The organism is Burkholderia sp. MS389 (genome assembly GCF_016899425.1).
Classification (GTDB): domain Bacteria; phylum Pseudomonadota; class Gammaproteobacteria; order Burkholderiales; family Burkholderiaceae; genus Burkholderia; species Burkholderia sola.
The window spans coordinates 1,536,806-1,556,633 of sequence record NZ_CP045995.1 but is presented as its reverse complement, the minus strand read 5'-3'; the positions used below and the strand labels follow the sequence as shown (position 1 = coordinate 1,556,633).

The 19,828-nt window shown below is 67.5% G+C and carries 18 protein-coding genes; 10 read left to right on the top strand and 8 right to left on the bottom strand.

Annotated elements, in window-relative coordinates; translation table 11 throughout:
* Positions 1 to 99 precede the first annotated feature (99 nt).
* Positions 100 to 738: an FMN-binding negative transcriptional regulator gene (locus GJG85_RS23330; protein WP_050016249.1), complete on the top strand. Its 639-nt coding sequence runs from the start codon at positions 100 to 102 to the stop codon at positions 736 to 738.
* A 53-nt stretch (positions 739 to 791) separates the two neighbouring features.
* Here GJG85_RS23330 and GJG85_RS23325 read toward each other — a convergent pair whose 3' ends face one another.
* Positions 792 to 1,373, bottom strand: a complete 582-nt coding sequence (locus GJG85_RS23325; RefSeq protein WP_050016247.1) for a thioredoxin family protein — start codon at positions 1,371 to 1,373, stop codon at positions 792 to 794.
* Positions 1,374 to 1,599: 226 nt separating this feature from the next.
* Between GJG85_RS23325 and GJG85_RS23320 the strand changes: the two genes are divergently transcribed.
* Together GJG85_RS23320 and GJG85_RS23315 are read left to right on the top strand one after the other, a co-directional pair.
* A complete protein-coding gene (locus GJG85_RS23320) occupies positions 1,600 to 2,340 on the top strand; it encodes a response regulator (protein ID WP_050016245.1) in 741 nt (246 codons plus the stop codon).
* Positions 2,337 to 3,659, top strand: a complete 1,323-nt coding sequence (locus tag GJG85_RS23315) for an ATP-binding protein (RefSeq protein WP_050016244.1) — start codon at positions 2,337 to 2,339, stop codon at positions 3,657 to 3,659. Before GJG85_RS23320 ends, GJG85_RS23315 begins: the two co-directional genes overlap by 4 nt.
* A 62-nt stretch (positions 3,660 to 3,721) precedes the next feature.
* Here GJG85_RS23315 and GJG85_RS23310 read toward each other — a convergent pair whose 3' ends face one another.
* From GJG85_RS23310 to GJG85_RS23300, 3 genes are all read right to left on the bottom strand, one after another.
* A complete protein-coding gene (locus tag GJG85_RS23310; protein ID WP_050016242.1) occupies positions 3,722 to 4,456 on the bottom strand; it encodes a metallophosphoesterase family protein in 735 nt (244 codons plus the stop codon).
* A 100-nt stretch (positions 4,457 to 4,556) separates the two neighbouring features.
* Complete coding sequence (locus tag GJG85_RS23305; protein ID WP_050016240.1) at positions 4,557 to 5,093, bottom strand: GNAT family protein; 537 nt, start codon at positions 5,091 to 5,093, stop codon at positions 4,557 to 4,559.
* Between the two features lie 12 nt (positions 5,094 to 5,105).
* Complete coding sequence (locus tag GJG85_RS23300; protein WP_050016238.1) at positions 5,106 to 5,738, bottom strand: LysE family translocator; 633 nt, start codon at positions 5,736 to 5,738, stop codon at positions 5,106 to 5,108.
* A 304-nt stretch (positions 5,739 to 6,042) separates the two neighbouring features.
* Here GJG85_RS23300 and GJG85_RS23295 point away from each other — a divergent pair, with 304 nt between their 5' ends.
* From GJG85_RS23295 to GJG85_RS23285, 3 genes are all read left to right on the top strand, one after another.
* On the top strand, positions 6,043 to 7,236 hold the full coding sequence (locus GJG85_RS23295) for a porin (RefSeq protein ID WP_050016236.1): 1,194 nt from the start codon (positions 6,043 to 6,045) through the stop codon (positions 7,234 to 7,236).
* Between the two features lie 96 nt (positions 7,237 to 7,332).
* The gene (locus GJG85_RS23290) at positions 7,333 to 7,764 is read left to right on the top strand and encodes a GFA family protein (protein WP_176016376.1); all 432 of its coding nucleotides are present in this window, start codon (positions 7,333 to 7,335) and stop codon (positions 7,762 to 7,764) included.
* Positions 7,765 to 8,207: 443 nt separating this feature from the next.
* Positions 8,208 to 10,133: an SMP-30/gluconolaconase/LRE-like region family protein gene (locus GJG85_RS23285; protein ID WP_050016234.1), complete on the top strand. Its 1,926-nt coding sequence runs from the start codon at positions 8,208 to 8,210 to the stop codon at positions 10,131 to 10,133.
* A 13-nt stretch (positions 10,134 to 10,146) separates the two neighbouring features.
* Here the strand turns inward: GJG85_RS23285 and GJG85_RS23280 are convergent, their stop codons facing one another.
* A complete protein-coding gene (locus GJG85_RS23280) occupies positions 10,147 to 12,315 on the bottom strand; it encodes a TonB-dependent siderophore receptor (protein ID WP_050016233.1) in 2,169 nt (722 codons plus the stop codon).
* A gap of 396 nt (positions 12,316 to 12,711) precedes the next feature.
* On the opposite strand from GJG85_RS23280, the gene GJG85_RS23275 reads away from it, so the two are divergent.
* Positions 12,712 to 13,158, top strand: a complete 447-nt coding sequence (locus GJG85_RS23275) for a hypothetical protein (protein WP_050016231.1) — start codon at positions 12,712 to 12,714, stop codon at positions 13,156 to 13,158.
* A 122-nt stretch (positions 13,159 to 13,280) separates the two neighbouring features.
* Here the strand turns inward: GJG85_RS23275 and GJG85_RS23270 are convergent, their stop codons facing one another.
* Both GJG85_RS23270 and GJG85_RS23265 read right to left on the bottom strand, forming a co-directional pair.
* Positions 13,281 to 14,246 carry a PDR/VanB family oxidoreductase gene (locus GJG85_RS23270; protein WP_050016229.1) on the bottom strand — a complete coding sequence of 322 codons (966 nt, stop codon included), beginning with the start codon at positions 14,244 to 14,246 and terminating at the stop codon, positions 13,281 to 13,283.
* On the bottom strand, positions 14,243 to 15,322 hold the full coding sequence (locus tag GJG85_RS23265; RefSeq protein ID WP_050016227.1) for an aromatic ring-hydroxylating dioxygenase subunit alpha: 1,080 nt from the start codon (positions 15,320 to 15,322) through the stop codon (positions 14,243 to 14,245). The genes GJG85_RS23270 and GJG85_RS23265 overlap by 4 nt, the downstream gene beginning before the upstream one ends.
* A 202-nt stretch (positions 15,323 to 15,524) precedes the next feature.
* Between GJG85_RS23265 and GJG85_RS23260 the strand changes: the two genes are divergently transcribed.
* The gene (locus GJG85_RS23260; protein ID WP_050016226.1) at positions 15,525 to 16,013 is read left to right on the top strand and encodes a MarR family winged helix-turn-helix transcriptional regulator; all 489 of its coding nucleotides are present in this window, start codon (positions 15,525 to 15,527) and stop codon (positions 16,011 to 16,013) included.
* Between the two features lie 66 nt (positions 16,014 to 16,079).
* On the opposite strand, the gene GJG85_RS23255 is transcribed toward GJG85_RS23260, so the two are convergent.
* Positions 16,080 to 16,826, bottom strand: a complete 747-nt coding sequence (locus GJG85_RS23255) for a TetR/AcrR family transcriptional regulator (RefSeq protein ID WP_050016225.1) — start codon at positions 16,824 to 16,826, stop codon at positions 16,080 to 16,082.
* A 171-nt stretch (positions 16,827 to 16,997) separates the two neighbouring features.
* Between GJG85_RS23255 and GJG85_RS23250 the strand changes: the two genes are divergently transcribed.
* Both GJG85_RS23250 and GJG85_RS23245 read left to right on the top strand, forming a co-directional pair.
* Positions 16,998 to 18,179: an isovaleryl-CoA dehydrogenase gene (locus GJG85_RS23250; protein ID WP_050016222.1), complete on the top strand. Its 1,182-nt coding sequence runs from the start codon at positions 16,998 to 17,000 to the stop codon at positions 18,177 to 18,179.
* Between the two features lie 31 nt (positions 18,180 to 18,210).
* Positions 18,211 to 19,818 (top strand): carboxyl transferase domain-containing protein, encoded by a 1,608-nt coding sequence (locus tag GJG85_RS23245; protein WP_050016221.1) that lies wholly within the window; start codon positions 18,211 to 18,213, stop codon positions 19,816 to 19,818.
* Positions 19,819 to 19,828: the final 10 nt, after the last annotated feature.

Genomic DNA, 19,828 nt, shown 5'->3' with positions numbered 1-19,828 from the left:
CAAACCGGCTCTACAGCATAAACCAGTTTCGGCTCACAATCGGCGCATGACGGGCCTGCGCCCGCGCCATTTCCCACCCCGCACCACCGTGGAGCCGACATGTACGTCCCCGCCGATTTCAACGAACCCAATCCCGACGTGCTGCGCGAACTGATCGTGCAGCACCCGTTCGGCAGCCTGATCACGCACGGCAGGAGCGGGCTCGACGCGAACCACCTTCCGTTCGAGCTGATGCCCGACGACGGCGGGCTCGGCGAACTGCATGCGCACGTCGCGCGCGCGAATCCGGTCTGGCAGGACGTCGCGGACGGCGACGAGGTGCTCGTGATCTTCCGCGCCGGCGACGCGTACATTTCGCCGAACGGGTATCCGAGCAAGCACGTCGCGCACCGGCAGGTGCCGACGTGGAACTACCGCGTCGTGCATGCGTACGGCCGCATCACGGTGCGCGACGACGAGAAGTTCGTGCGCGGCGTGGTCGCACGGCTGACGCGCACGCACGAGGCGTCGCAGCCGGTGCCGTGGAAGATGGGCGACGCGCCGAAGGACTATATCGACACGATGCTGCAATCGATCGTCGGGCTGCAGATCGAGATCACGCGGTTCGTCGGCAAGCGCAAGCTCGGGCAGAACAAGGCCGAGGCCGATATCCGCGGCGCCGGCGAAGCGCTGGTCGCGGACGGGAAGCGCGCGATCGGGGAAGCGATGCTGGCCGAAGCCGACGCGAAGCGCACTTGAGCGTATGAGAGCCACGGCGTGCGGGCGAGCATCGCGCCCGCACGCCGCACCGGTCACTGCGTGCGCGTCGAACCCTTCGCCTCTTCGCCCGCCTGCGCGAGGGCGCTCCGAATCGCCGCCTCCGTCTTGTCGTATCCGCCCTCGCCATACCGCGTATAGACGATCTTGCCGTTCGCATCGATCAGGTACAGCGCGGGCCAGTACTGGTTGCCGTACGCGCGCCACGTGTCGTAGTGGTTGTCCTGCGCGACCGGATAGCGGATGTCGAAGCGCTTGATCGCATCGGCGACGTTCTTCGCGTCGCGTTCGAACGGATATTCCGGCGTATGCACGCCGACCACGACGAGCCCCTGGTCGCGATATTTCCGATACCAGTCGTTCACGTACGGGATCGTATGAATGCAGTTGATGCACGAGTACGTCCAGAAATCGACGAGCACGACCTTGCCGCGCAACTGGTCGAGCGTCAGCGGCGGGCTGTTGTGCCAGCGGTCGATGCCGGTGAAAGCGGGCGCCGCCATGCCGGCCGGCGACGCCTGGATGCCTGCGTCGTCGCGGGTGCCGGCGAACGCGGCGAGCCCGGCCGTGGCGGCGAGGGCGAGGACGAGGGCGGCGGTCTTGAGTCGGGGCAGCATGGCGTTCTCCTGATCTTTGGGGCCGCGGCGCGAGGGCGGCGGCCCGACGTGTTTCGACAGGCCCCATTAGGCGGCGCCGACGTATCTGCGATGTGTCCGGCCCGTCGCGCGTGTGCAATGTTGTGTGTCGTCGCGGTTGCGCGATACATTGGGATACAAACGCGTGCCCGCCGTGCGGTATAAAAGCGGACATCGCCCGCCCGAACCCCGATACCGCCCCCGACTCATGGACAAGATCGACCACGTGCTGATCGTCGACGACGATCGCGCGATCCGCGAACTGATCGCGGACTACCTCGAGAAGAACGGCATGCGCGTGTCGCTCGCCGCGAACGGCCGAGAGATGCGCAACGTGCTGGACGACGGCGCGCCCGACCTGATCGTGCTCGACCTGATGCTGCCCGGCGAGGACGGCCTGACGCTGTGCCGCGACCTGCGCGCCGGCAAGTTCCGCACGGTGCCGGTGCTGATGCTGACCGCACGCGGCGAGGAAACCGACCGCATCATCGGCCTCGAGATGGGCGCCGACGACTACCTGGCCAAGCCGTTCGCGGTGCGCGAGCTGCTCGCGCGGATCCGCTCGGTGCTGCGCCGCGCGCGCATGCTGCCGCCCGGCATGCAGGTGACGGAAACGGCCGCGCTGCTCGCGTTCGGCGAATGGCAACTCGACACGACCGGGCGCCACCTGCTCGACGCCGAAGGGACGCTGGTCGCGCTGAGCGGCGCCGAATACCGGCTGCTGCGCGTGTTTCTCGACAACCCGCAACGCGTGCTGACGCGCGACCAGTTGCTGAATCTCACGCAAGGGCGGCAGTCCGACCCGTTCGACCGCTCGATCGACCTGCTCGTGAGCCGGTTGCGCCAGCGTCTGCGCGACGGCGCGCGCGAACCGCGCTACATCAAGACGCTGCGCAACGAGGGCTACGTGTTCTCGTCGACCGTCACCGCCGTCGACGGTACGCCATGAGCGCGCGCACGCCGTGGCATTGGCCGCGTTCGCTGTTCGCGCGGCTCGCGCTGATCCTGTGCGTGGGCCTCGCGCTCGCGCAGACGCTGTCGTTCTGGCTCACCGTGACCGAGCGCGACCAGGCGACCACGAACCTGATGATGGGCTACATCGAGCGCGAGGTCGCCAGCTCGGTCGCACTGCTCGACCATCTGCCGCCCGCCGAGCGCGCTGCGTGGCTGCCGCGCCTCGCGCGGCGCAGCTATGCGTTCATCCTCGGGCCCGGCCAAACCGGCACGCCGCCGGAAGCGCGGCTGTCGGCGCGCGTCGAGCGCTCGATCTCGGACGGCATCGGCGGCGACTATCCGCTGACCGCGAATTCGATCCCCGGCGACAGCGAACATCTGCAGGTGCATCTGCGGCTGACCGACGGCTCGCCGCTGACGATCGACATCCATCCGATGTCGACGGTGCCGCTGTCGGGCTGGCTGCCGGCCGTGCTCGTGGTGCAGCTCGCGGTGCTGGCCGCGTGCTGCTGGCTCGCGGTGCGGCTCGCGACGCGGCCGCTCAAGCAGCTCGCGCAGGCCGCCGACGCGCTCGGGCCGGACCTGAAGGGCGAGCGGCTGAACGAAGACGGGCCGTCGGAAGTCGCGCGCGCCGCGCGGGCGTTCAACGCGATGCAGGACCGCATCGCGCAGTACATGGCCGAACGCATGCAGATCCTCGCGTCGATCTCGCACGATCTGCAGACGCCGATCACGCGGATGCGGCTGCGCGTCGACGTGATGGACGACGACACGCAGGGCGCGAAGCTGCGCCAGGACCTGCTGGAGATGGAGCATCTGGTGAAGGAGGGCGTCGCGTATGCGCGCACGCTGCACGGCACCGAGGAAGCCGCGCGCCGCATCGATCTCGATGCGCTGCTCGACAGCATCGTGTACGACTACACGGATGCGGGGCAGGACGTCGCGCTGCACAGCCATGCGCCGCTCGCGCTCGTTACGCGGCCGAAGGCGCTGCGCCGCATCGTCGGCAACCTCGTCGACAACGCACTGAAGTTCGCGGGCACGGCCGAGATCGACGTGCGGGCGGCGCCGGACGGCGGCGCGGTGATCGCGGTGCTCGACCGCGGGCCCGGCATTCCGGACGATCAGCTCGACGCGGTGTTCGAGCCGTTCAGGCGCGTGGAGACGTCGCGCAATCGCGATACGGGCGGCACGGGGCTCGGCCTCGCGATCGCGCGGCAACTCGCGCTTGCGATGGGCGGCACGCTCACGCTGAACAACCGGACGGACGGCGGCGGGCTCGAAGCGCGGCTGACGCTGAGGAACGCGGGGTGATGCGCTGGTGTTGCAGGCGTCGAAGCCGCGCGAGGGGCGGATGACGAGCCGGGACGCGCGCGTCAGCAGCGGCCGGTGCGCAGCGCGACCGCCCAGTCGTCGCGTCCGCGCGACGCCGCGATCGCGGCGGCCGTGTGCCAGTCGTATTCGACCGCATGGAATTCGACGTTCCAGCCGGCCGCCGTGCGCGACACCGTCGCGTAGCGCGCATGCGGCGAGCCCGTCTCGATTCGGTGCGGATGCGGCAGGTCGTCCGCGTACGCCTGCAGCCCGACGCTGCCCGGATTGACGATCAGCCGGCCGTCGTCGAGCTTCGCGGTGCGCGGCACGTGCGTGTGGCCGCACAGGATCAGCGAGGCCGCCGTGTCGCCCGCGCGTTGCTCGACTTCGTCGGGCGTGGCCGCGCGGCAGCCGTCGGGCGTGACGGTTTCGAGGAAATAGACGAGATCGCTGGCCGGCGTGCCATGCACCATCAGCACGTCCTCGTCGAGCGTCAGGCGTTCGGGCAGCGCGGCGATCCACGTGCGGTGGTCGGCGCGCAGCGTGTCATGCGCCCAGCGATCCGACAGCCCCATCGCGTCGCGCTCGTGCGTCAGCAGTTGCCGTTCGTGATTGCCCTTGATGGTCGGCAGGTCGAGCGCGATCAGGCGATCGGCCGTCTCGACCGGATGGAGCGCGCCCGACAGGATGTCGCCGAGGTTGACGATCACGTCGGCGCCGCGGCGGCGGACGTCGTCGAGCACCGCGTCGAGCGCGGCGAGGTTGCCGTGGATGTCGGACAGCGCGGCGATTTTCATGGCGGCAAGGCGATGTGGGGAACGGCGATTGTCGCCAATTCGGCGCGGGGCGTCTAATTGCGTCGCGGCATCGGCGCGTGACGCGCGGCGCAGTGGCGCGTCAGTCGGTCGCGAGCCGCGCGTACATCGCGAAATCGCCGGGCGTGCCGCGCACCATCTTGTAGGCGCGCAGCAGCCCTTCGTAGCGGTAGCCGCACTTCTGCAGCACGCGCGCGGAGCCCGCGTTGCGGGTTAGCACGACGGCCTGCATGCGGTTGAAGCCGCCTTCGTCGAATGCCCACGCGGTGACGGCGTCGCACACCGCGCTCGCGATGCCGCGCCCCCAGTGCGACGGCGCGAGGTCGTACGCGATCTCCGCCGAACGGTTCACGGTGGACACCGTATGCAACCCGACCGTCCCGGCAAGTGCGCCCGATGCGGTGTCGACAATCGCGAGGCGCCGGATCGAATCGGGATCGGTCGATTCGATGTTGTCGAACAGCGGCAGCAGACCGTCGGGCGAGCGCAGGTTCCAGCTCGTGTGACGGAAAACGTCGGGGTTCGACAGGTACGCGTACCACGCGTCGAGGTCCGCGCGTTCGAGTTGCCGGAGCGACAGGCCGGGGAATCCGGCGCCCGGCGGCGCGGCGACTCTCATCGAACCGGGCGCCTACGCGGCATGGCGCCGGTACAGCGCGAGCGAACCGGCGAGCGCGAGCAGCATCGCGCCGCACGTGCGTTCGAGCCACAGCGCGCCCGAGCGCTTCAGCAGCCGCACCGCGCGTGCGCCGAGCAGCGCGTAGCCGAACATCACGACGCCGTCGAGCAGCGCGAACGTGAGGGCGAGCGCGACGTACTGCGGCGCGAGCGGCGCCAGCGGATCGAGGAACTGCGGCAGGAACGCGGAGAAGAACAGATAACCCTTCGGGTTCGTCACCGCGGTCAGGAAGCTTTTCGCGAAGATCGACGCGTTGCGTTCGGTTGCCGCACCGGGTTGCGCGGCCCCGACGTCGAGCGCCCCCTTCGACGTGAGCAGCCGGATGCCGACATAGGCGAGGTAGGCGGCGCCAAGCCACTTCACGACCGAGAACCAGAACGCCGACGCCAGCAGCAGCGCGCCGAGGCCGAGCGCGACCGCGACGACCAGCACGAAGTCGGACAGCATCGCGCCCGCGAAACCGTAGGCCGCGCGGCGCACGCCGTAGCGCGAGCCGTTGGTCAGCGCGAGCAGCACGGTCGGGCCGGGCGTCGCGATGCCGACGAACGCGACGGCGGCGAAGATCAGCAGGGTCGTTTCATGCATGAAGGAGCTCCCGATGGAAGGCGCGCAGCCGATTATCGTCTGCGTCGCGACGCGCTGTACAGGCGCGGCGACCGCGCTCCCGGCCGGTCGCCGACTATCTCAATTTTGACAAGAAACTGTTGCCATTATTCCGCTTTGGAAAGGAACCGGTTCCAACTACCATACCGGCCGCAGCGGGCATGCCCGCCCGTCGTCGCGCGCGGACGTCGCCGGTCTCGCACCGCCGGCGGATGTCGGCGCCCGCGCGTGATATTCGCAAACAGCCAGCCAGAACAACGGGTTCACCGCCCGGAGACAACCAACCATGAACAAGCAACTGATCGCAGCCCCGCTGCTGCTCTCGCTCGCCGGTGTCGCCGCCGCGCAAAGCTCCGTCACGCTGTACGGCATCGTCGACGCGGGCGTGACCTATCGCAGCAACGAACGGGTCGGCTCGGCCGGCGCGTACACCGGGCATTCGAGCGTTGGGCTCACGACCGGCAACCTGTCCGGCAGCCGCTGGGGCATCAAGGGTTCCGAGGATCTCGGCGGCGGGATGCGCGCGCTGTTCGTCCTCGAGAACGGCTTCGACATCACCAACGGCACGTCGGGCCAGGGCGGCCGCCAGTTCGGCCGGCAGGCGTTCGTCGGCGTCGGCAGCGACCGCTACGGCACGATCACGCTCGGCCGCCAATACACGTCGCTCGACGACTTCGTGAGCCCGGTCGGCCCGTCGTCGTTCATCGGCGGCTTCGGCGCGCACCCGGGCGACATCGACGATCTCGACCAGACCGCGCGCGTCGACAGTTCGATCAAGTACACGAGCGCGAACTACGCGGGCTTCACGTTCGGCGCACTGTACGGCTTCGGCGGCCAGCCGGGCAGCATGAAGCAGCGCAACACGTGGAGCGTCGGCGCCGCGTACGCGGCCGGGCCGCTGCGCGTGGGCGTTGGCTACGAGCGCTCGGACAACAGCAAGACGGGCGCGACCGATCCGACGGCGGGCAAGTGGCAGAGCACCGACGACGGCCTGTTCAATTCGTCGATCAACGAAGGCTATGCGAGCGCGCAGTCGCAGCAGGTGATCGCGACCGGCGCGACGTACGACTTTGGCCCGGCCGTCGTCGGGGTGAACTACAGCAACGTGCAGTACCGCAGCGGCGCGCAGTCGCTGTTCTCCGGGCATGCGACGTTCAACGTCGCGGGCGTGTTCACGCGCTGGAACGTGCAGCCGCAGACGCAACTGTTCGCCGGCTACAGCTATACGCGCGGCAGCGACGTCGACGGCATCGACAACCGCGCGCAGTATCACAACGTCACGCTCGGCGCCGTCTACGACCTGTCGAAGCGCACCAGCGTGTATCTGCTCGGCGCGTACCAGCATGCGTCCGGCACGACGCTCGACGCGCTCGGCCGACCGGTGGCCGCGACCGCATCGGTGTCCGACAAGGCGAACGGTCACTCGTCCGATTCGCGCTCGCAGGCGATCGTGAGCCTCGGGCTGCGCCAGAAGTTCTGACGCACGGTCGTTGCGCGTGCAACGGAGCCCGCGGCCGAGGCGAGCCCCGTTGCATGCATGCTCCTATACTGTTGCCTCCCTTTTCGAGGAGACGACATGACCCGAACGCTTTCCGCGCACTGCCTGTGCGGTGCCGTGACCGTCACGCTGCGCGGCGAGCCGGCCGCGCGGGCGAACTGTCATTGCGCGACCTGCCGCGATTTCTACGGCACGCCGATGCTGTCCGCGACCGCATGGCCGCCGGAGCAGGTGACGATCGACGGCGGCCACGCGACGTTTCCGCACCCGTCGAAGTCGATGGCGCGCACGTGGTGCGCAGCGTGCGGCGAGATCGTGTTCGGGACGAACCGGCTCGGCATGCGTGTCGTGCCGAACAGCCTGACTGCGCGGGCGTACGGCGGGCCATTGCCGGGCGACCTGCAGCCGACGATGCACCTGTTTTACCGGCAACGCGTGCTCGACGTCGTCGATGCGCTGCCGAAATACGTCGACGGCTGGGACGGCCCGACGCTCGATCCGGCGAACTGAACATCGCCGCCGCGTGCCGGTACGGCCGGCGCGCGGCCTTCCCCTCCGCATTCCTCTTTCCTTCCTGTTTTCCCTCCCGTGCCCGAAATCGCGAAAAGCCGATCGCGCCGCACAATAATTTTTCTCTTTCATTTTAATTTCGATTTGTAATAATCGAAAAGAATTCCGGGATGAAAAGGCAATACGGCATGTCAGAAAAAATGACGGATTTGTATTGGATGACCCGGAAGAAAATGCCGGGGAATGCGCCGGAACCGTGCGGCTGGCAGGCCGTCGCGGCGCGGTTTCGAAGATTTTTCGATCGTTGACGAAAAAGCGCCGGACGCCAAAAGGCGTGGAGTGAATAATTCGGGGGGACGGCGAATGCGCATTTGCCGGAATCACCAATATTTCATGCGCCGCGATTTACAGTGTCGACCATTGTTCGTCTGGGAGCATTATTCATGTCAATGAAACAAATCCGCGCGGCGTTGCTCGGAATGTGCATCGCACTGCTGGCGCCGGCAAGCCACGCGCAGGCGCAGTACTCGACCGACTGGCTCGCGAACACGTACGGCACGCTGGCCTCGCACGTCGGCAACGGCGCGCGCTCGATGTGGGTCGCGCCCGAAGGCGTGATCTACACGGCGTCGCGCTGGGACGAGAACGCGGGCGGCGTCGCGATCTACCAGAACGGCCAGCCGCTCGGCACGATCGGCATCCACGACGAATTCCACGGCGGCGCGATCACCGGCAATTCGACGTCGCTGTTCGTCGCGCTCGGCTACAACCGCACGTTCGGCAGCGGCTCGGTGGGTCGCTACAACCGCAGCACGAACCAGCGCGACCTGCGCATCCCGGTCAGCACGTGGACGGGCATCCAGTATGCGGACGTGATCACGGGCCTCGCGACGGGCGGCAACCTGCTGTACGTGAGCGACTTCTACGGCAACCGCGTGCGCGTCTATACGACCGACGGCGTGTGGCAGCGCGACATCGGCGTCACGGGCCCCGGCGCGCTGGCGCTCGATGCGGCCGGCAACCTGTGGGTCGCGCGCAAGAGCGCGGGCGTCGTCGCGCAGTTCAGCGCGACCGGTGCGGCGATGAACACGCTCCAGATGGCGGCCGGCGCGCGGCCGGCGTCGCTGTACTTCGATGCGCCGATGGGCCGGTTGATGGTGGGCGACGAAGGGCCCGACATGAACATCAAGGTGTACGGCGGGCTGCCCGGGATGCCGGTGCAGGTCGGTACGTTCGGCGTGCAGGGCGGCTATCTCGACACGACGACGGGCATCAAGGGGCAGGTCGGCGACAAGCGCTTCACGCGCGTCGCGGCGCTCGGCAAGGATGCGGCCGGCAACCTGTACGTGCTGAACAACGCGTGGGGCGGCGGCTGGGATCTCGGCCGCAACGGCAGCACCGATCTGCATTCGTACAGCCCGGTCGGCACGCTGCAATGGAAGCTGCAGGCGCTGAACTTCGAGGGCATCGCCGCGCCCGATCCCGCGACCGACGGCGCGTTGTTCTTCAGCGGCAACAATGTGTATACGGGCACCGCGGGCGGCACGTTCGTCGCGAACACGATCGACCCGTTCACCTATCCGAAGGACCCGCGCCTCGACATGAACGACTATCAGCGCGGCCAGCACTTCGGCCAGCTCGTGACGGTCGGTGGCAACCGGATTCTCGTCGCGTCGGGCCAGAACCCGGGCAACTTCAACTTCTATTACTTCAACACCGCGAGCGGCTATATCGCGATTCCGGCCGGCTCGCTGCCCGGCAAGCCGTTCAACACGACGCTTCAGGTGACGGCCGGCTTCGACATCGACGGCAACGGCGACGTGTGGGCCGGACTGAACGGCTCCAACGTGATCACGCGCTACCCGATGACGGGCTTCGACGCGACCGGCAAGCCGTCATGGGGCAAGCCGGTGACGACGGCCGTGCCGAGCAGCGTGGCGCCCGTGACGCGCATCCTCTACCAGGCCGACAGCGACACGATGATCCTCGCGCAGGGCCTCGCGGGCAACTGGGACTGGACCGCGATGAACGGGCACATCGAGGTCTATCGCGGCTGGAAGAACGGCAACACGAGCACCCCGAACCCGGTGATCAACCTGACGAGCGCGAACCCGAAATCGATCGCGGCGGCCGGCCACTACCTGTTCGTCGGCTATGTGCACACGGTGCCGAACATCGACGTATTCGACCTGAACACCGGCGCGCTCGTCACGACGCTGACGAACTCGAACGCGTCGGCGATGGACGTCGGCAACGACGTCGACTCGATGTACGGCGTGCAGGCGTACCTGCGCTCGACCGGCGAATACGTGATCACGAAGGACAACTACAACGGCTCGAGCATCGTCGTGTATCGCTGGCGTCCGTGAGCGCGTCAGGCCGTCAGAACGATACCGTCGTCGTCAGCGTGACGAGCCGCGGCTCGCCGACCGCGACGATCAGGTTGCTGTTGCTCGACGGATAGTAGGTCTTGTCGAGCAGGTTCTTCACGTTGAGCTGGAAGCGGGTCGGGAACTTGCCGATTGTCGTTTCGTACGCCGCGAACGCGTCGACGGTCACGTAGCCGGGCAGCGAGAAGCTGTTCGCGGTGTCGCCGGGCCGCGCGCCGACGAGCCGCGCGCCGCCGCCGAAGCGCCAGCGCCCGGGCAGGTTCGCGATGGCCGTGTCGTACACCGCGAACAAGCTGCCCGTGTGGCGCGCGACGTTGACGAGCGGCGTGTTGCTGTCGCGATCGTTCGCGTTCGTATACGCATAGCTGCCGATCACGCTCAGGTGGCGCGTGATCTGCCCGGCGACGTCCAGCTCGATCCCGCGCGAGCGCGCGGTGCCGATCGTCGACGTGATGTCGCCAACCGTGACCGCGACGTTGCGCTTGTCGATCTGGTAGACGGCGAGCGTGCCCGTGATCGCGGGCTTCAGGCTGAACTTCAGCCCGGCCTCGAGCACGCGGCCGTATTCCGGCGCGAGCGGCGCCGCGACGTTCGACGCGACGTTCGGCTTGAACGAGCGGCTCACGTTCGCGTAGGCGGTCAGCGCCGGCGTCAACGCATACGCGAGCCCGAACTGCGGCAGCCAGACGCTGCCGCGCGAGCGGTCGGCGAACACGAACGGCCGGCCCATCCCCGATTCCTGCTGCCAGTTTTCCCAGCGCAGCCCGCCGACCGCAGTGAGGCGATCGGTGATCTTCACCGAGTCCTGCACGATCGTCGAATACGCATGCACGACCGAGCGCGAATCGCTCTGCTTCGGATTCGGCACGCCGCCCGGCGCGAGCAGGTCGTACGCGGGATCGTAGAGATTGAAGCCCGTCGTCGCCTTGCCGCGGATTGTGTCGCCGCGGAAGCTGCGCTGCCGCTCGTATTCGCCGCCGACGTAGATCGCGTGTTGCATGCCCGCGAGCGTCACGTTGCCGAGCAGGCCGAGCGTCGCGATCTGGTCCGAATCGTTGCGCCCGAGGTTCGCATCGGACGAGCGCGTGAGCGCGCCGGTCCTGCTGTTGAACGCGGTGGCGCGGGTGATGTATTGGTCGTAACGGTCGCGGCCCCAGCCGTAGGTCGCGCGTACGCGCCATGCATCGGAGAAGCGGTGCTCGATGCGCGTACGCAGCGTTTCCTGGATGCCGCTGCTTTGCGACCACGCTTCCTCGTAGCGGCGATAGCGCAGCGCATCGTCGAGCTGGCCGTTGACGAGCACGGTGCCGCGGTCGAACGGCATCGTGTAGTCGACGTACTGGTAGCTGACGTCGATCGACGTGTTCGCGTCGTGCCACGACAGCGCGGGCGCGATCAGCGCATTGCGTTCGCGGCCGAAGCTGCGCCAGTAGCGGCTGGTGTCGTATTCGCCGGTCAGCCGGAATGCGAGCGTGCCGCCCGCGATCTGGCCGGGTTTGCCGAGCGGCCCCGTGAGATCGAACTGGGCGGTGCTGCCGCCGTGGTTCGTGCGCGACGCGGAGATCGAACCGCCGAACGTGTCTTCCGGCTTGCGCGTGACGAGATTGATCACGCCGCCCGGGTCCTGCATCCCGTACAGCAGCGAAGCGGGGCCCTTCAGCACTTCGACGCGATCGATCGTCGCGAGATAGCTGTGCAGCACCGGCGTGCGCACGCCGTCGACCAGCACCGAGCCGTCGTTGTTGGACCCGAAGCCGCGCTTGATGAACGCGTCGCGTGTGCCGCCGAGCGTGTTCGTCTGCGTGACGCCGCTGATGTTGCCGAGCACGTCGTCGAGCGAGCGCGCCTGCTGGTCCTGCATCACGCTGCTGCTGACCACCGCGACCGATTGCGGAATCTCCTTCAGTGGACGGTCGTCGCCGCCCGCGATGCTCGTCGTGCGCGGCTGATAGCCGATCGTCGGATCGACGGTGGCCGATGCATTGACGCTGATCGCCGGGAGTTCGTGTTCGGCGGCGGTCGCCGGAGCCGGTGCGGGGGCAACGGGTTCGGCGCCGGCCGCATGCGCGCCGGTCGCGGCGCACAGGGTGAGCAGGGCAGGCAGGCGCGTGTGCCACGGACGCGGGGTCCGGACACGGCAGGGCGTTCGACGGGATGGCATGAATCGAGGCGGGAAGAGGCGTGCTGAGGATGGTGGCGCGGGCCGCGGCGTTGCGTACAGGACGCGCATGATATATGTAATGAGAACCATTTGCAATTGTAATGGGGCGACCGGGCAACGCTTGGCCCTGGGTTGCCGGCCTGTCGGCCGTCTGCTACCGTAGCGGCCAAAATCAGACGCAGTGAAATTCAACGAGAGAGCCGGGGGCCGCACCATGTCATCTTCCTGTCACGTCGCGCTCGGCGCGACGCCACGCACCGCGCACGACCGCGCGGGCGACGAAGTGATCGCAGCCGTGTACCGCCATTCGAACGATTAAAGCGACGCAAGCGCATTCCGCCGGCGTTGCGCCGGGCTTCGATCATTTCAACCACCACGCTAGACGGGAGACCACCCTTGAAGAAGATTTCCGCGCCGTTCGCGGCGGCTGCCCTTGCGGCCTGCGCGCTGCTGACGGGCGTTCACCAGGCCGCGTGTGCGGCTTCGAACGCCGAACCTGCGATCGACGCGCACTACGGCGCGATGATCGAGGCTTATACGCAGGACATGGCCGCCGCGAAGGCGAAATACGACGGCAAGCGCGTCACGTTCGTCGGCGCCGTGATCCGGATGGGCAGCGACCCGGGCGGCACGTACTTCGGCGCGCTGACGGCCGACGGCGAGCAATTCGACACGCATTTCGACGTGGCCGACCAGGACGCGCTGAAGCCGAAATTCCCCGGCGGCGAGATCAAGCCGTTCGTTACGTCGGCGGCGTTCCGGTTCAGTTGCGTGAACGAAGGCTATGTCGATGCGCCGGTGCTGCCGGGGTTGAAGCTGTCGCATTGCCGGCTCGCCGATTGAGCTGACTGAGCGATGGGCGCGGGGCGGCGTGCGATGGTTGGGCGGGTTCGGATTGCAGCACCATCGATCGTCTTCGTTATCGTGGGGTCGGCCGCCGCGTGTCGGGCGGTCCGACTACCGATCTACAGATCGAGCACCAGCAGGTTGGTGCGCGATCGCGAGCAGCACGGCATGAACTGGTCGCCGGCCGCTTTTTCGTCGTCGGTCAGATACGCATCGCGATGATCGGGCTCGCCTTCGAGCACGCGGGTCAGGCAGGTGCCGCACACGCCTTGCTCGCACGACGTCAGCACGTCGACGCCGTTCGCCGCCAGCGCCGCGATCACCGTGCATTCGGCCGGCACGTCGATCACCTTGCCGCTGCTCGCGATCCTGACCTGGAATGCACGATCCGCGCCGGACGATGCGACCGCGCCGCCGAAGAACTCATAGTGCAGCCGTGCGTCGGGCCAGTCGCGCTCGCGCGCGGCGTTCAGCACCGCATCCATGAAGCCGCGCGGGCCGCATACGTACAGATGCGTGCCGTCGGGCGCGCCGGCCAGCACGGCAGCCAGATCGAAGCGTTGCGCAGGAGCGCCGTCGTCGACGTGGAAGCGGACGTGATCGCGAAACCCGGCCGCATTGATCCGCTCGACGAAGGCCATGCGATCGGCCGAACGCGCGCAGTAATGCATGTCGAACGGGATGCCGGCCGAGCACAGCCGTTCCGCCATGCTCAGGATCGGCGTGACGCCGATCCCGCCGGCGAGCAACAGATGGTGCGGCGCGTCGGGCGCGAGCGGGAATTGATTGCGCGGCAGGCCGATCCGCACGGTATCGCCTTGCCGGACTTCGTCGTGAATCGCGCGCGACCCGCCGCGGCCGTCGGCCTCGCGCAGCACCGCGATCTGATAGCGATCGCGTTGCGCCGGGTGGTTGCACAGCGAGTACTGGCGCACGAGCCCGCCCGGCAGATGCACGTCGATATGCGCGCCAGCGTCGAAGTGCGGCAACGGCGAGCCGTCGTCGCTGACGAATTCGAAGCCGCAGATGTCGCGCGCTTCCTGCCACTTGCGGGCTACGCGGACCGTCAATGTCGCGCCGCTCATGACGCTTCCCTGACCTGCGCGACTGGAATCGCGGGCCGCTGCGGGCTCGCCGCGTTTTCGGCGGCGAGCAGCCGGTCGATCACCTTGCGCGACAGCACGCCGCCGGCGTCGATGTTGAGCTTGAGCAGCGTGCGCTCGGGCCACTGCTCGAGATTGCGCTGCTGTCGCTCGAGCATCTCGAGATCTTCCGAGAAGATCTTGCCCTGGCCTTCGCGGATCTCGGCGGTCAGTGCGCGATCGTCGGGCCGGAAGTTGCGCGCCATCCCCCAGAAGTACCAGATCGACGTGTCGGTCTCCGGTGTGATGAAGTCGACCACGATCGACGACGCCTTCTTGTGCGCCGGCGCGTCGTAGCCGCCGTGGCCCGCATGCGCGACGCCCACTTCGATCATCACGTGGCTCGGCGGCGTGAAGCGGCAGATCTGCCAGCGGTCGACCGGCACGTCGTCGGCGAGCCCGTTGCCGCGCAGCGCCATCCGCCAGAACGGCGGCGGCATCACGTTCTCCATGAAGCGGCTCGTGACGACCTCGTCGCCATGGCTCACCGTCTTCGGCGGCGCTTCGTCGATTTCCTTCTGGCCGATGCTCGACGCATGCACGTAGGTCTCGTGCGTGAGGTCCATCAGGTTGTCGATCATCAGCCGGTAGTCGCAGCGGATGTGATACAGGCCGCCGCCGTGCGCCCAGGCCGGATCCTCGGCCCACGCCAGCGCGGGCAGTTTGGCGGGATCGGCTTCGGACGCGTCGCCCGGCCAGACCCACACGAAGCCGTACCGCTCGACCGCCGGGAAGCTGCGAATCGGCGGGAAACCGCCGACGCGCTGGCCCGGCATGCCGGCCGTCTTGCCGTTGCACCCCATTTCGAGCCCGTGATAGCCGCACACGAGCACGCCGTCGCGCACGAATCCCAGTGACAGCGGCGCGCCGCGATGCGGGCAGAAATCCTCGAGCGCGGCGACCCGGCCGTCCGCCGCGCGGTAGAGCACCATCGACTCGTTGCAGATCTTGCGGCCCAGCGGCTTGCCGTCGATTTCATCGGGCGTGCACGCCACGTACCAAGCGTTCTTGAGAAACATGTTCTTTGTCTCCTTCGGGGACGGTGCCGCCGGGGATGCGGCCCGATCTTCATTCCGTGTACTGAATGAGATTCAGTGTACGCATTGAGATTGGCGGAAACAAGGCGAGCGGTATACTGGTTTTCCCGGGAAATGGCGCGACGCAGCGCCATGCCGACGGCGCGCGCAACCGGCGTGTGCCGCCTATGTCATCGACTCATTCATGGAAAAAACGAATCCCGCCGACCTGCCGGCTTTCCCGATCGACCTGTACGACGAACCGGGGCACCTGATCCGGCGCGCGCACCAGATCGCGGTCGCGATGTTCTACGAGAAGCTGGGCCGGGACGTGACGCCCGTGCAGTACGCGGTGCTGCGGATGCTCTACGAGAATCCGGGGCTCGACCAGGTGACGCTCGCGCAGCGGGTGGCGCTCGACACGTCGACCACCGCGGATCTCGCGGTCCGGCTCGAAGCGAAAGGATTGATCGTCCGCGAAGTGCTGCCGCGGCGTCAGCGGCGTCTGTTGTTGACGCCGGCGGGCGTCGAGTTGCTCACCCACCTGATTCCGTCGGTGCAGGAACTGCGTGCCGGGCTGTTCGACGGGATGGGCGAAGATGATTCGCAGGAATTGATGCGGCTGTTGCGCAAGTTCGTGCATTTGAACAACGAGCAGAGTCGCGCGCCGCTGCGCGTCAGCGAGGATTCGTAGTGGCGCCGAGCCGTGAGCGACGGCGCAGAGGCTGCGGCGAGGCGGTCGCCGCGCTGCTCATCCGCGTCACGCGCGTGACGCTTCCCCTTCCAGCCGCCGCACCGCTTCCGCCACTTCATTCCTGAAGCGCACCAACGCCGCCTGCTCCGGCGCCGGCGGCTGCATCGCGGCCCACAGCATGTCGATCAACTGCGTGGCCGTCGTTTCCGTATCGAGCTTGCGGTGCCCGAGGATCGCATCCCACAGCACATGCTCCATCGGGCCGAACACCATCGAGCGCAGCAGGCTCAGCGGCAGATCGGCGCGAACCTGCCCGGCCGCCTGGCCGCGCGCGAGCACGTCCATCAGCGGCGCCGTGTAGCGGCGCTGCAGCGCGGTGAGTTCGTCGCTCAGCGCATGCTGCTTCGCGCGGCCTTCCGACAGCACCAGCGCGCACAGCCCCGTCCCGTTCACGAGCATCAGCCGCAGGTGCGTGCGCACGATGAACGCGAACTGCTGCTGCACCGATGCGTCCCGCGGCATCCCGTGTTCGAACGCGGCGATGATTTCGTCGTACCAGTCGGCGATCACTCGCGCGCACAGCTCGCGCTTGCCGCGGAAATAGCTGAACACCGTCGCCTCCGATACGCCCACGCGCTGCGCGATCTCGGCGGCCGTCGCATGCTCGTAACCCTTTTCGGCGAACACTTCACGGCCGGCGCGCAGAATGTCCTGCACGCGCTGCTGGGATTTGCGCCCGGCGGGTGCGCGCGGCGTGTCGGCGCGGTCGGCTTTGGCGGTGGCGGTCATGGTGTCGGCGGGAGCGGCTGTCATGCTCGCATCATATCTGAGTATCACTCAGAAAACTATTGACGCCGAACCCGGCGAGGCGCGAAACTGTGCAAAATTTCCGCTGCATTGGTCAATGAATACCCGTATTCATTCGATTTGAGCGAAACTCAGAAATCGGTGAGTGCGACACACTTTCTGGAAGACGGAGGAGACATGATCAACCTGCCCGGCGTGCAATTCATGCTCGGTGAAGACATCGAGATGCTGCGCGATGCCGTCGCGACGTTTGCGGCGAAGGAAATCACGCCGCGCGCGGCGGAGGTCGACCGCACCGACCAGTTCCCGATGGATCTGTGGAAGAAGTTCGGCGATCTCGGCGTGCTCGGCATGACCGTCTCCGAGGAATACGGCGGCGCGAACCTGGGCTACACCGCGCACATGGTCGCGATGGAGGAGATCTCGCGCGCATCGGCGTCGATCGGCCTGTCGTACGGCGCGCACTCGAACCTGTGCGTGAACCAGATCCACCGCAACGGCACCGAAGCGCAAAAGCGGAAATACCTGCCGAAGCTCGTGTCCGGCGAACACATCGGCGCGCTCGCGATGAGCGAGCCGAACGCCGGCTCCGACGTCGTCAGCATGAAGCTGCGCGCGGACAAGCGCGGCGATCGCTACGTGCTCAACGGCACGAAGATGTGGATCACCAACGGCCCCGACTGCGACACGCTCGTCGTCTACGCGAAGACGGACGTCGAAGCGAATTCGCGCGGCATCACCGCATTCATCGTCGAGAAGGGGATGAAGGGCTTCTCGGTCGCGCAGAAGCTCGACAAGCTCGGCATGCGCGGTTCGCACACGGGCGAGCTCGTGTTCCAGGACGTCGAGGTGCCGGAAGAGAACATCCTCGGCCAGTTGAACGGCGGCGTGAAGGTGCTGATGAGCGGCCTCGACTACGAGCGCGCGGTGCTGTCGGGCGGCCCGACGGGCATCATGGCCGCGTGTCTCGACGCGGTGGTGCCGTATATCCACGATCGCAAGCAGTTCGGCCAGTCGATCGGCGAATTCCAGCTGATCCAGGGCAAGGTCGCCGACATGTACACCACGTTCCAGGCGTGCCGCGCGTATCTGTACGCAGTCGGCCGCCATCTCGACTCGGCGGGCAGCGACCACATTCGCCAGGTGCGCAAGGACTGCGCGGGCGTGATCCTCTACACGGCCGAGAAGGCGACGTGGATGGCCGGCGAGGCGATCCAGATCCTCGGCGGCAACGGCTACATCAACGAATACCCGGTCGGCCGCCTGTGGCGCGATGCGAAGCTGTACGAGATCGGCGCCGGCACGAGCGAGATCCGCCGGATGCTGATCGGCCGCGAGCTGTTCGCGGAAACGATGTAACGCCCTACGTCACGCGAACGGAGCCCCGTCGATGCCGATCATCGAATCGAAACTGAACCCGCGTTCGGAAGACTTCCGCGCGAATGCCGCCGCGCTCGAGGCGGTCGTCGCCGACCTGCGCGCGAAGATCGAACAGCTCGCGCAAGGCGGCGGCCAGGCCGCGCGCGACAAGCACCTGTCGCGCGGCAAGCTGCTGCCGCGCGATCGCATCGCGCAACTGCTCGATCCGGGCGCGCCGTTCCTCGAGTTCTCGCAACTCGCCGCGAACGGCATGTACAACGACGACGCGCCGGGCGCGGGCGTCATCACCGGCATCGGCCGCATTGCCGGCCGCGAATGCGTGATCGTGTGCAACGACGCGACGGTCAAGGGCGGCACCTACTACCCGATCACCGTGAAGAAGCACGTGCGCGCGCAGGAAATCGCCGCGGAAAACCGGCTGCCGTGCGTGTACCTCGTCGATTCGGGTGGCGCGAACCTGCCGAACCAGGACGACGTGTTTCCCGATCGCGATCACTTCGGCCGCATCTTCTTCAACCAGGCGACGATGTCGGCGGCGGGGATCGCGCAGATCGCCGTCGTGATGGGTTCGTGCACGGCCGGCGGCGCGTATGTGCCGGCGATGAGCGACGAGTCGATCATCGTGAAGGACCAGGGCACGATTTTCCTCGGCGGGCCGCCGCTCGTGAAGGCCGCGACCGGCGAGGAAGTGAGCGCCGAGGATCTCGGCGGCGGCGACGTGCATACGCGCCTGTCGGGCGTGGCCGACCATCTCGCGCAGAACGACGCGCATGCGCTGTCGATCGCGCGCAACATCGTCGGCCACCTCGCGCCGAAGATCGCGCCGCCGGTCGCGCTGCGCGAGCCGAAGCCGCCGCGCTACGACGCGAAGAGCCTGTACGGCGTGATTCCGGTCGATACGCGCAAGCCGTTCGACGTGCGCGAGGTGATCGCGCGCATCGTCGACGATTCCGAATTCGACGAATTCAAGGCGCGCTTCGGCACGACGCTCGTCACCGGCTTCGCGCACATCTGGGGCCATCCGGTGGGGATCGTCGCGAACAACGGCATCCTGTTTTCCGAATCGGCCGTGAAGGGCGCGCATTTCATCGAGCTGTGCTGCCAGCGCAAGATCCCGCTCGTGTTCCTGCAGAACATCACGGGCTTCATGGTCGGCCGCAAGTACGAGAACGAAGGCATCGCACGGCATGGCGCGAAGATGGTGACGGCCGTGTCGAACGCGAAGGTGCCGAAGTTCACGGTGATCATCGGCGGCTCGTTCGGCGCCGGCAACTACGGAATGTGCGGCCGCGCGTTCGGCCCGCGTTTCCTGTGGATGTGGCCGAATGCCCGGATCTCGGTGATGGGCGGCGAACAGGCCGCGTCGGTGCTCGCGACCGTGCGCCGCGACGGCATCGAAGCGAAGGGCGGTTCGTGGTCGCCCGAGGAAGAAGATGCGTTCAAGCAGCCGATTCGCGACCAGTACGAGCGCCAGGGCCATCCGTATTACGCGAGCGCCCGGCTGTGGGACGACGGCGTGATCGACCCCGCGCAGACGCGCGACGTGCTCGGGCTCGGCCTCGCCGCGTCGATGAACGCGCCGATCGACGACACGCGCTTCGGCGTGTTCCGCATGTAACGCCCGGGAG

What these genes read in the sequence shown, in the direction of transcription:
- GJG85_RS23285 (WP_050016234.1), top strand. Translation starts at nt 8,208, where the DNA reads ATGTCAATGAAACAAATCCGCGCGGCGTTGCTCGGAATGTGCATCGCA.
- GJG85_RS23315 (WP_050016244.1), top strand. Translation starts at nt 2,337, where the DNA reads ATGAGCGCGCGCACGCCGTGGCATTGGCCGCGTTCGCTGTTCGCGCGG.
- GJG85_RS23325 (WP_050016247.1), bottom strand. Translation starts at nt 1,373, where the DNA reads ATGCTGCCCCGACTCAAGACCGCCGCCCTCGTCCTCGCCCTCGCCGCC.
- GJG85_RS23305 (WP_050016240.1), bottom strand. Translation starts at nt 5,093, where the DNA reads ATGAGAGTCGCCGCGCCGCCGGGCGCCGGATTCCCCGGCCTGTCGCTC.
- GJG85_RS23300 (WP_050016238.1), bottom strand. Translation starts at nt 5,738, where the DNA reads ATGCATGAAACGACCCTGCTGATCTTCGCCGCCGTCGCGTTCGTCGGC.
- GJG85_RS23330 (WP_050016249.1), top strand. Translation starts at nt 100, where the DNA reads ATGTACGTCCCCGCCGATTTCAACGAACCCAATCCCGACGTGCTGCGC.
- GJG85_RS23250 (WP_050016222.1), top strand. Translation starts at nt 16,998, where the DNA reads ATGATCAACCTGCCCGGCGTGCAATTCATGCTCGGTGAAGACATCGAG.
- GJG85_RS23265 (WP_050016227.1), bottom strand. Translation starts at nt 15,322, where the DNA reads ATGTTTCTCAAGAACGCTTGGTACGTGGCGTGCACGCCCGATGAAATC.
- GJG85_RS23260 (WP_050016226.1), top strand. Translation starts at nt 15,525, where the DNA reads ATGGAAAAAACGAATCCCGCCGACCTGCCGGCTTTCCCGATCGACCTG.
- GJG85_RS23290 (WP_176016376.1), top strand. Translation starts at nt 7,333, where the DNA reads ATGACCCGAACGCTTTCCGCGCACTGCCTGTGCGGTGCCGTGACCGTC.
- GJG85_RS23280 (WP_050016233.1), bottom strand. Translation starts at nt 12,315, where the DNA reads ATGCCATCCCGTCGAACGCCCTGCCGTGTCCGGACCCCGCGTCCGTGG.
- GJG85_RS23320 (WP_050016245.1), top strand. Translation starts at nt 1,600, where the DNA reads ATGGACAAGATCGACCACGTGCTGATCGTCGACGACGATCGCGCGATC.
- GJG85_RS23310 (WP_050016242.1), bottom strand. Translation starts at nt 4,456, where the DNA reads ATGAAAATCGCCGCGCTGTCCGACATCCACGGCAACCTCGCCGCGCTC.
- GJG85_RS23295 (WP_050016236.1), top strand. Translation starts at nt 6,043, where the DNA reads ATGAACAAGCAACTGATCGCAGCCCCGCTGCTGCTCTCGCTCGCCGGT.
- GJG85_RS23270 (WP_050016229.1), bottom strand. Translation starts at nt 14,246, where the DNA reads ATGAGCGGCGCGACATTGACGGTCCGCGTAGCCCGCAAGTGGCAGGAA.
- GJG85_RS23245 (WP_050016221.1), top strand. Translation starts at nt 18,211, where the DNA reads ATGCCGATCATCGAATCGAAACTGAACCCGCGTTCGGAAGACTTCCGC.
- GJG85_RS23255 (WP_050016225.1), bottom strand. Translation starts at nt 16,826, where the DNA reads ATGACAGCCGCTCCCGCCGACACCATGACCGCCACCGCCAAAGCCGAC.